The 9,697-nt window shown below is 63.3% G+C and carries 10 protein-coding genes; 1 reads left to right on the top strand and 9 read right to left on the bottom strand.

Going from position 1 to position 9,697, the window contains the following annotated elements:
- From RMN95_RS14415 to istA, 4 genes are all read right to left on the bottom strand, one after another.
- The coding region (locus RMN95_RS14415; protein ID WP_309617602.1) for a fasciclin domain-containing protein at positions 1–390 on the bottom strand (390 nt) is incomplete at its 3' end.
- A gap of 275 nt (positions 391–665) precedes the next feature.
- Positions 666–794, bottom strand: coding sequence for a hypothetical protein (locus RMN95_RS14420; protein ID WP_309617603.1), 129 nt, complete (start codon positions 792–794; stop codon positions 666–668).
- 217 nt (positions 795–1,011) lie between these two features.
- Positions 1,012–1,761, bottom strand: a complete 750-nt coding sequence (locus RMN95_RS14425; RefSeq protein WP_309617604.1) for an ATP-binding protein — start codon at positions 1,759–1,761, stop codon at positions 1,012–1,014.
- Positions 1,716–3,314 (bottom strand): IS21 family transposase, encoded by a 1,599-nt coding sequence (gene istA / locus RMN95_RS14430; protein WP_309617605.1) that lies wholly within the window; start codon positions 3,312–3,314, stop codon positions 1,716–1,718. The genes RMN95_RS14425 and istA overlap by 46 nt, the downstream gene beginning before the upstream one ends.
- A 56-nt stretch (positions 3,315–3,370) precedes the next feature.
- On the opposite strand from istA, the gene RMN95_RS14435 reads away from it, so the two are divergent.
- Positions 3,371–3,910: a Fic family protein gene (locus RMN95_RS14435; protein WP_309617606.1), complete on the top strand. Its 540-nt coding sequence runs from the start codon at positions 3,371–3,373 to the stop codon at positions 3,908–3,910.
- Between the two features lie 197 nt (positions 3,911–4,107).
- On the opposite strand, the gene RMN95_RS14440 is transcribed toward RMN95_RS14435, so the two are convergent.
- The 5 genes from RMN95_RS14440 to RMN95_RS14460 all read right to left on the bottom strand — a co-directional run.
- Positions 4,108–4,917: a GIY-YIG nuclease family protein gene (locus tag RMN95_RS14440; protein WP_309617607.1), complete on the bottom strand. Its 810-nt coding sequence runs from the start codon at positions 4,915–4,917 to the stop codon at positions 4,108–4,110.
- Positions 4,918–5,323: 406 nt separating this feature from the next.
- Complete coding sequence (locus RMN95_RS14445; RefSeq protein WP_309617608.1) at positions 5,324–5,743, bottom strand: very short patch repair endonuclease; 420 nt, start codon at positions 5,741–5,743, stop codon at positions 5,324–5,326.
- Between the two features lie 24 nt (positions 5,744–5,767).
- Positions 5,768–6,469, bottom strand: a complete 702-nt coding sequence (gene drmC / locus RMN95_RS14450) for a DISARM system phospholipase D-like protein DrmC (protein WP_309617609.1) — start codon at positions 6,467–6,469, stop codon at positions 5,768–5,770.
- Between the two features lie 4 nt (positions 6,470–6,473).
- Positions 6,474–8,576, bottom strand: coding sequence for a DUF1998 domain-containing protein (locus RMN95_RS14455; RefSeq protein WP_309617610.1), 2,103 nt, complete (start codon positions 8,574–8,576; stop codon positions 6,474–6,476).
- The coding region (locus tag RMN95_RS14460; RefSeq protein ID WP_309617611.1) for a helicase-related protein at positions 8,573–9,697 on the bottom strand (1,125 nt) is incomplete at its 5' end. The genes RMN95_RS14455 and RMN95_RS14460, both read right to left, overlap by 4 nt.

The following is a 9,697-nucleotide window of genomic DNA, read 5'->3' on the forward strand; positions in this document are numbered from 1 at the left end:
AAGCACCGCGTCGATGACGTGGATCACGCCGTTGTCGCAGACGATATCAGCGGTGACGACAGTCGCGCCGTTGACCTTCACACCGTCTTTGAGGTCGAAGTGCAGCTCGGCACCGTTGACCGTGGCGGCAGCCATGCCGTCGGTCAGGTCGGCGGCGTGCACAGCACCCGGAACCACGTGGAAGGTGAGGATCGACGTGAGCGCCGGAATGTCGGCGAGCAGGCCCTCAACGGTGCCCTCGGGCAACGCAGCGAACGCCTCATCGGTGGGAGCGAAGACCGTGAACGGGCCCTCTCCATTAAGGGTGTCCACTAGGCCGGCGGCGCCGACGGCGGCAACGAGGGTAGTAAACGAGCCGGCGCTGACGGCGGTTTCAACGATGGTGGCCATAAAAGACTCTTCTCTAACGGTGTGGCATGAGGGCGCCAAAGGCTCCCACCCAATCATGTTCCGAAGGGCCTTCTCAAAGTACCGAACTGCCCCCCTCCGTTACCCGTGTGCCAGCAGTGCATCGCCCCTACGCCAGCCGACCATCGCCTGTGCAAAGTGAACAGTGCACGACCAAATCATGTCTCGTCACGCCCACGCAACAGCGAAGTGGCCGCCGCGGGGCCGGTGACGATCTGCTCGGTTCCGGTGCGGGTCAGCACCGAGCTGTCGGTGAGCTAATGCGCAAGTTCGTTAGACCGGGGCGGCGCGATCAGCAATGTGAGTGCGGCAACGACTACCGGAATCACCCCTGCGGCCAGGAACGCCATCGGCGTGCCGTTGAATGTCGACACACGGCCATGCATCCCACGAAACTCGTCAGCCCCATCGAGAACAAGATCGTGCTTGGCCGGACAATATTTGCACACTGTCTGATCAGACGCATCCCCAATCTGCGCGATATCCAGGATTGAGTATTTGAGGCTGTGAGCACCACCCAATCGTGCGGTTCAGCACTATCGATCGCGCGAGAGAGCGCCAGTGGTGGTGTGGCTCGGCAGCACTGACGCTCTCGGTCATCGATTACGCGGTGGCCAGTGCGGTGTGCTCGCGCATGTTGTAGTTGCCGGTCTCGACCCAGACGGTGTTGTGGATGATCCGGTCCATGATCGCGTCCGCGTGAACGCCGGAGCCGAGGCGCTGGTGCCAGTCCTTCTGTTGATATTGGGTGCAGAACACGGTCGAGGTTTCGCCGTAGCGGCGCTCCATCAACTCCAGCAGCATGGTGCGCATCGATTCCGTGGGCCGGTCCAGCAACCACTCGTCGATGACCAGCAGGGTGAACGCGGCGTATTTGCGGAGGAACTTCCCGGCGCCGCCGGGGCTGTCTTGCGCGGCGACCCAGGCTTCCTCGAGGTCGGGCATGTGGACGTAGTGGGTACGGATGCGGTGCTCGCAGGCGCGTTTAGCGATCGCGCAGCCAAGGTATGACTTCCCCGATCCGGTGAACCCTTGGAAGACGACGTTGTGCTGCCGGTTCACGAACGAGCAGGTCCCGAGCTGGGTCAGGAGCTGCCGGTTCAGGCTGCGCTCGTCGAGCAGGTCGACGCGCCGCAGGTCCGCGTTCGGGTAACGCAGCCCCGCCCGCTTAATCAGCCCGGCGACCTTGGAATGCGTGAACGATGAGTAGGCGTCATCGACGGCCAACTTCACCCGGTCCTCGAATGGCAGGCCGATGCTGAGCGTCTCATCCTGGGTGTGGATCGCCTCCAGCAGCTCGCCGGCGTTCATTTCGCGGAGCTTGCGTTTGGTTTCCCCGTCGAGGCGGCCCATCGGGTTCCTCCGGCGTAGTAGGCGCTGCCGCGGACGTAGCCGCCATCATCGGCCTCCGGCTCGTCGGGGACGTGCCCGGTCTTGTCCTGCCCGGTATCGAGAATCGGCCGCAGATGCACGTAACGAGGGGACCGGATCGGCCCCCGTAACGCCAACGCGCAAGCGGCCTCGACCCGGGCCGGGGAGAACCGCCGCGACAGGCGCAGCACCGCCAGAGCAGGGTCGTAGCCGACCTCCTCGATCGCCGCCGCTTGGAAGATCTTCCCGATCACCGACGTTGTCGCAGGTCCCATCCGTGCGGCCCAGTCATCGATCCGCGCCCGATCCCAGGCCTGCCAACTGCGGCCCTCAGGCAGGTCCGCGTTGTTCGTCTGATACTGATTCACCGAGCTGGCCGGCAGCAGCAGATGACTGGTCAAACGCTCATCGCTCCGATAGATCTCCAGCATCGTGTCCGTGACCCGGAGGTCAACCAGGGCGCCGATGTGGGCGAAGGGGACGGAGTAGAAGTTCTTCGCCCAAACCACGTGGGCGCTCTTGTTCACCTTCCGCCGGTAGGCCCAGGTGCTGATCTCGAACGCAACCGCCGGCAGCGGCTGCATCAGCGGCAGCTCCTCCGCGGTGAACACGCTCAGCCGGGACCCGTCCCGCTTCTGAAACGGCTGCCGGTTGTAGACATCGATCTGCTCCCGGATCCTCGCTCGCAACTGCTGAAGGGAGGTGAACTGTTCGTGCCGGAGTCCCGCGATGACCCAAGTCGCGACATGGGAGACCGTGTTCTCAACGCTCGCCTTGTCTTTCGGCGCCCGAACCCTCCCCGGCAGCACCGCCGCCGAGTAGTGCGCCGCCATCTCCCGGTAGGCGTCGTTGAGGACCACCTCGCCCTCGCGGGGGTGGGAGATCACCCCGGTCTTCAGATTGTCGGGCACCAGGCGCGGGACGGTGCCGCCGAAGAAGGCGAACATCGCCGCATGGGCGCGCAGCCACGACTCCTGCCGCATGTCCATCGTCGCCTCCACGAACGCATACCTGCTGAACGGCAAGCAGGCGACGAACAAATACACCCTCGAGATCTCCCCCGTGGCCGGATCCAGCAGCTGCATCGTCGGCCCGGACCAGTCAACCTCGATGCTCCGCCCGGCCTTGTGGCCGACCCGGGACGACGCCCCGGTCACGGCGGCGTGCTCGCCATAAAGCCGGCAGAACCGGTCGTAACTCATCACAGCCTGCCCGGCGCGAGAGGACGCGTCGACATACTCACTGTGCAGCAACTTCAACGTCACCCCGACCCTGGCCAGCTCGGTGTGCACCCGCGGCCAGTCAGGCTGCGCGAAGACGCTCTCCCGGACCCCGCGGCCGGGGAACAACGCCGAATACACCTCGCCCTCCGACATCTCCGCGACGTCTCCCCAACCGAGGCCCGCCAGCTCGGCCGCATCGAGGACCGCCTGAATGCTGTGCCGGGATATCCCATGAGCGGACTCGATCGCTCTTCGCGACAGGCCCCGATTGCGCAGCTGCAACACCAGCTCCGCTTTGATCTTCCGTACCATTACCGATACTCCTTCCACCACGTGGCCATCACATGGTGGGAGGAGCTTCTCAGGCGATGCACAGTCACGCCGACCGCGGTGCTCAACCACGCCATTCGCGCTACCGCGTGATGGCGCTCACCCACGACACCGGGGGGGCCACGAAGGCCAATATTCACGCCGCAATGAATGACGTCGTCGCTTTCATCGGTCGGGCCAATACACCCATGCTGGCCCAGGTCGCCATCACCCACGCGCAGTTCGAGACCATCCACCCATTCCCCGATGGCAATGGCAGGACTGGTCGCGCAATCGTCCAGGCGATGCTCCGCCACGGACAGGTCACCACGAACATTGCTGTGCCGGTCTCCGTAGGGCTGCTCCACGACGTCAAGGACTACTACGGCGCCCTCACCGCGTATCGACGCGGCGAACTCCGGCCCATCATCACGGCGTTCACCCACGCGGCCGGCTACGCCGTCGTCAACGGACGCCAGCTCCTTCGCGATATCGCAACCATCGAGACCGACTGGGAAGGCAGGATGCGCGGACTCCGCTCCCACGCGGCCGCACGTCGAGTCAGCGCCCTCGCGATCGCCCACCCGGTTCTCAACTAAGACCTCGTTGCTCGCGAACTCAGCGTGGCTACACCAACCGCATTCCGCGCGCTGGACACACTCGTAGAGCGAGGCGTCCTGAAGGCCGCGAACTCACATCGCCGCAATCGAGTGTGGCTAGCCGAGCCAGTGTTGAATGCGCTGGATGACTTCGCTGCGCGCGCTGGCCGACGAGCGACGGCGTAGTAGTAGTGCCCCTAATTCGCGTTCAGTCCGTTTGCCCGGCTATCGAGTGCGAGCTTCCAGAAAGCTTCCCTTTGCAGGATGGTGTCGTCGCGCGTTTTCTTGTCGAAGATCTCGAGGATCGAGTATTGGAAGTGGTTCACGATGTGTTCCGGCCCGCGAGAAGCGAGGATCCCCTCGAGTTTGCTGTTCCCGCCGGTGAGCTTGTTCACGTTCGCGTATGCGGTCCATCGCTGCCACAGACCATCCGCCTCCCCGGAGGCTGACCCGACGTAGAGACGTCCGTCGCTGACGTCCGTGATGACATAAACCGCTTTGACATTCGATAGTGCGTTCCGCCAGGACGGTTCAGCATTCTTCACAATGAGTTGCATCTCGCCGTGGCGGAGTCGGACGTTTTGATAGCCGGGGAAGGTGCCCAGTTTCGTGTCGGGTGCCAGCTCGTAAACGATGGGGTCAATCAGGCTTTCTTGCAGCGAATCGTACCAACGCAAGTAAGATTGGCCAGGCGGCACGTCGAGCTTCACGATCAGCCGCCTGATGTATTCCGAGTGCTGAGACAGAGGCGTGAGGCTGTACCCAGGTCCCTTGTTGATCTTCGGGATGACAACTTTCGTCTCGAAGAGACCACCGAAGATGAAGAAGTTCGGACCATAGAGCGGATACTGTGCGAATGCGAGCACGTAGTCCGCTTCGTCCAAGTTGTTATTGGAGTTCTTCTCTGCGCGGTATCTGGTCATGTTCAACCAAGGTTCTTGGTCGTCCTTCAGGAGCAGATCCCATGCGGGGACGCCGCCTGCGCCGGCTTTGATGTTGAACTTCACTTTCGTGCGAGCGGGGACGGGGACGGGCAGAAAATCGGTAAACCTAATCATGTGTGCTTCCGAGTTGCGGCGACCTTGGACAGTCTGAGGCTAGCGTCTCGAGATTGAACGCCGCGGCCAAAGCACCTCAGTCGGACTGCCGAGTTTGGAACCAGTCCCGGTCGTGTGGAGTCCTGGACCCGCGCCACCGATCGATGCCAGAGGCTGTCGTCCACGAACGGCGGAATGCTGCTCTCGCGGAGGCTCTCGTGATTGATCAGGTTGCGGTAGCCGCGGAATGGCGTCTCGGCACCCCTCCAGCCACGCCACTCCGGATCATCCGCGAACGCGTGCAGCCCGGCCGTTCCGGAGCCCGGGATCTGCGCACCCACCCCGATGATGTACGCCGCAGCGTGGCGATATGGCCTCATTTTCGAACGTCGTCGACTGCCCAGTGCTTCTTGATAGCGTCGACGATCGCGTCCACGGCCTCGTGCTCCCAGAAACGCAGCACCACCCATCCGAGCGACTCCAACTTGAGGGTGGTCTCGCGATCTCGCTCGGTGTTTCTTTGGAGCTTCGGCACCCAGTAGCCCACGTTGCTCTTCGGCATCGTCGCGTGGATCGGGCAGCCATGCCAAAAACATCCGTCGACGAAGACTGCGATCTTTCGCTTCGTGAAGACGATGTCCGCACGGCTTCGAAGTTCAAGACTGGGCCTGATGTCTACGCGGTATCGAAATCCGGCGGCATGCAGTGCCCGACGCACCGCGAGCTCAGGTTTGGTATCTCGAGCCTTGTTTCCGAGCATCGAGCGCCGAGTGCCCTCGCTCGATGCCCACGACATGAGAGTCAGAATACGCGTCTGAGCTCAGAGCCTGATCAACGTCCCATTCGCCCACAACGAGGTGAATCGTTGACGCACCTTGGAAGCGAATTCGGGATCGCGGATCAGCACCCCCGCCTCGAGGTTGCGATGCGCGGCGGCATCGCTGAAGTTTGCGCTCGTGATGAGCGCGATCGAGGAATCGACAATCACGACCTTTGAATGCTGAATGCCATACTCGCCCGCTGGAGCCACGTAAGCGAGGAAGCTCGCGCCCGAAAGCGCCTGCTGGAGGGCCGCAGCCGTGTCCTTCATCTTCGTGGCTTCAACGACCACGGTGACTGAGACGCCTCGAGCGATCGCCCGCCAGAGCGCATCGACGAAGGGCGAGTGCAACGTCGCCGAGAACGTCGACGCGAACACGTCTTCCGTTGCTTCGTCGATAAGGTGAGCTATCGCGGCGGTTGTATGGTCACTGTCACCCTCGAAGGTCGGTCCGCTCCACACGGCTCGCGGAGGGTTCGGGGCCTTCATGGCGGCGGCCGCGAATCCGCGCACTACAGCAGCTAACAGCGCAGCATCGCCCAGCAGTGAGAACGCCTCGCTCAACAGCCTGACTGCTGGGTGTGATCCGTCTGGAAGCGCCGACACCGCGAAGTCGAGTCGTCCGTCGATCTCCAAAGACGCTGCGATGCCTGTGGCCTGTGAAGGGGTGAGGGCCCTTGCGAGCCGAACGAGCACATGCATGGCGCTACACGCTGAACGCTGCGAGCACCGGCTGGAACAGCCCGTCTAAGGCGTGCTCTGGCCCGGCATTGAGCGTAAGGGCGAAGCGACGGTCGAGGAATCGGTTCGCCTTCTCGCACGATGTCTCCGACACGAACACGCAGAAATGGCAGGCCGCTCCGTGCAAGAAGTCCTCCTGACCGCTCGGCACCCGGTGCGCGCAGATGGGGTCAGACGAGCACCGCTCGGCGCGCCGCAGCGCATTGCGGAACACGTTGGCCAGCCGCTCGGTCCGGGCGAGATCCACCAGACCACCGAGCGTGCCCTCACTGTCGGGCGATGTCGTGGCGATGAGGATACCGGCCGCAGGCTTCCGCTCGTCGGTCTCTCGCCATGCATAAAGTCGCTCGGTTAGCGAGGCCGACCCGTACCCGCTCGACATCGCCATCTCGCGGATCAGCAAGTGCGACATCGTGTGCAGCGCCCAGTAGCGAGGCGGGGGCATCCGATCCGCTGCGACCATCTCCGCCGCTGTCAGGCTCTGCCGACGCTTCACGTTGCGCTCGTTCGCCGCGACGTGGGCCTGCCACACGTTCGATTCCAGTACTTCGTCTTCCCAGGCTCGGACTGCATCCTCATCGAACCGGAGGAACACCCCCTCGCCGCGGTCTTCCGTCGCCGGCACCCACTTGGGCTTGCCCGACTGCACCAGTGGTGCAATCCGGCTGGGAGCGTCCCCCACCCGGTCGAGCGCGTCGATGCGAGTGAATCCAATGAAAGCATTGGCCTTTTTCACGCGCTCCACAGCGACCACATGCGAGGTCACAGGCTGCAGAGCGGATGCCACATCCACCGGACGCACCCGAAATCCGGCTTTGCGATCTTCACTCTCGAAGTCCTCAGGATGCACCAGCGTGTCCCACTCCGGTTCCAGCAGGCTGATCGGGTCGAAGCTCGACGGCGTCGCCGCCAGGTCTGCCCCGGCGACCGCCTGGCCGCGAGCAATCAGAATCGCCTGCCAGAGCGCCTCGTCGGAAAGACCCTCGAAGAGCGCTCGGACGTTCTTGGGCCCGTACTTTCGCCACACGACCAGGTCTTCGAGCGATTGCACGTCGACGAATGTTGGGGCAGGCAGCCCCCTCACCGTCACGGCGACGTCCGCCGGTGTGACGTTCTTGCGGGCAGGCAGTACCAGAACGCTCACGGAGGCCGGAAACCACTGATTCGCCGCTCCGAGCAGCATGAGGCGCACTTCGGCCTGACATGGGTTATCCGCGGGCGCATATGTCGGAAGGTGCGGATGCCGTCCCCGGCAGTTGGGCAGCATCTTCTCGCCCCCGGCTCGGGTGAGCTCCGCGATGTTGCGGCTCGTCTCGCACGCCGCGCACCTGATCGTCACCTGCGGGCCGAGGTTCGATCGCCACTCCACCATCCGCAGCTCCGGTTTGGGTGCCTTCGAGCACGTGCCGCCCCCTTCATCGGCTCGATGCAGCCACTCCACGTAGGGGAACTCATCGAGGTGCCCATCAGTGCACGCGATCAGGTAACGGGCAGGCACTGCTAAACGCGGGCGCGCGTCCAGCGTTCCGAGCTTCTGGCCCTTCTTGGGACGGCCTTTGCAGTCCTTGTGTACGAACTGTGCTTTGTCGGGCCGGTGCTTGCTCTTATTCACGAATTCGAACTTCTTCGATTCCGAGATGGGTGCGAGCAAGTCACATCCCGTGCAGCGCAGCCACTGCGGGAACACTCTGGTCGGGATGCCGATCGGGGTGCCACTCTCGTACGCTTTCTCCGGAACCCAGGGCGGCTGTCGCAGCTCATCCACTTGATGCCCGAGCTGGCTACGCACGGCGGTCAGCAGCCGTTCCACCAAGACCAGCTTGGGCTTTCCCTGCCTGGAGTAGGCCAGTTCCCACGCGTCGAGGCCTTGCGGCATGACCGCGAGGTGCGGCATGTCGACAGTTGCGCCGATGCCCGAGGTGTAGAGCAACGAACTCGGGCGGACTGAGCCGACGCGGCTGTTGTTCTTCGAAGGGATATCGTCGAGGTCGCTGAACGGGTCGGCGACTTCGCCAGCGACAACGATCAGCTCTTCCGTCACAGCTGTCGTTTTCCCCACGTTGGTCATTTCGAGTCCTTCTTCGTAAATACCCAATTCGGTGCGGCGGCCGTGATCGGCTCCGCAAGTTTGCCGGCGAACGGCGTTACCAGCAGGTTGATCTCCGGCTGCACTTCGCGCATCGAATTCGCAACCTGGAACAGTCGACTGTTCTCGTCGGGTACCACAGTCTCGGGGCTGACGAGGAGTGGCGAGACGATCTGACCGCCAGCCACCGTGTCTTTTTGGTAGGTGAGCGCACCCGACCATTTGTCCGACTCGTCGGTCCACTTGTCGAGGCGGAGGATCAGTTTGCCGCGTGCGGCCTCAGCCACGAGATCATCCTGGCTCGCGACCGCGATCCGCTTGACGATCCGATCGACCAGCTTGTCAACGAACGGACGCCGGATCGCGATCGAGCCTGCGCCTTTTTCCGACGACAACGACGGGGTGTTTCGCTCGTCGGAGACCCGCGCTACCGCGACCAACAGACCTGTCAATCCTCGCTCGAGCGCCGCGTCGGAAAACGGGGTCACCGATAACGCCTCGACGTGCGCATAGAACGTCTCGTGGTAATGCTGGAACTGTTCGTAATGAGCCATGTCCCGTGGGCGAGAGCGGTTGGCGAGCGTCACTACGAGGCCGGGCTTGGATGCCTCACGGCCGACTCGCGACGACGCCTGGATGTACTCGGCGGTGTTCTTCGGCTGGCCGACCACGAGCATCAGCCCGAGACGCGGCACGTCCACCCCCACCTGGAGCATCGAGGTAGCGAGCACGACGTCGTAGGGGAACGCGTCTCGAGACTTGAGCTTCTTACCTGCCGCTTTGGCTGCAGCCGCTCGAACCGTATACTGCTGCTTGGCCTGCGTCGTGTCCAACTCGGGATCAAATGGCACCGCAAGGTTAGTCAGCGTCGCCGAGATATCCGACGACGAAATGCGCGACGTGAGTTCGCCGATCCGCAAACCCCTAGAACCCCGGCGAGGGTAGCCTGAGTCTTTGTCCGGATTGCTGGTGCGAGTGACGATGTCGTCTTCGAGGTATCGGCGCATGCCGGCGAGCTCCCGGGTCGCGGAGAAGTAGTCGACGAGGGTCGCATACGGCTCCGCCGCGTCGCCGTGCTCGTCGAACAGCTTCTGCCCGGCGAG

The sequence above is a fragment of the Salinibacterium sp. genome, assembly GCF_031364185.1.
Lineage (GTDB): Bacteria > Actinomycetota > Actinomycetes > Actinomycetales > Microbacteriaceae > Rhodoglobus.